This window comes from Streptomyces rhizosphaerihabitans, from assembly GCF_025399795.1.
GTDB lineage: Bacteria > Actinomycetota > Actinomycetes > Streptomycetales > Streptomycetaceae > Streptomyces > Streptomyces rhizosphaerihabitans.
Window position 1 is genome coordinate 1 of record NZ_JAODTZ010000203.1, and the last position, 350, is coordinate 350.

At 67.4% G+C, this 350-nt stretch carries 1 protein-coding gene; it reads right to left on the bottom strand.

The annotated features are described in order from the left end of the window. On the bottom strand, positions 1-350 hold a 350-nt coding region (locus tag N4G66_RS45415), incomplete at both ends, for an ABC transporter ATP-binding protein (RefSeq protein WP_391858999.1).

The window sequence follows — 350 nt, forward strand, 5'->3', positions numbered from 1 at the left end:
TCGGTCGGTCCGTCCATGCGCAGCTCGCCGCGCTCCAGCCACAGCACGCGGTCGCAGGTGTCGCGGATCGACTTGTTGTTGTGGCTGACCAGGAACACCGTGCCCGCGGTCTTGCGGAGCTCGCGGATGCGGGCCTCGGACCGCTTCTGGAAGGAGCGGTCGCCGGTCGCGAGGGCCTCGTCGATCATCAGGACGTCGTGGTCCTTGGCCGCCGCGATGGAGAAGCGCAGCCGGGCCGACATGCCGGAGGAGTAGGTCCGCATCGGCAGGGTGATGAAGTCGCCCTTCTCGTTGATGCCCGAGAAGTCGACGATCTCCTGGTAGCGCTCCCTGACCTGCTCGCGGGACAT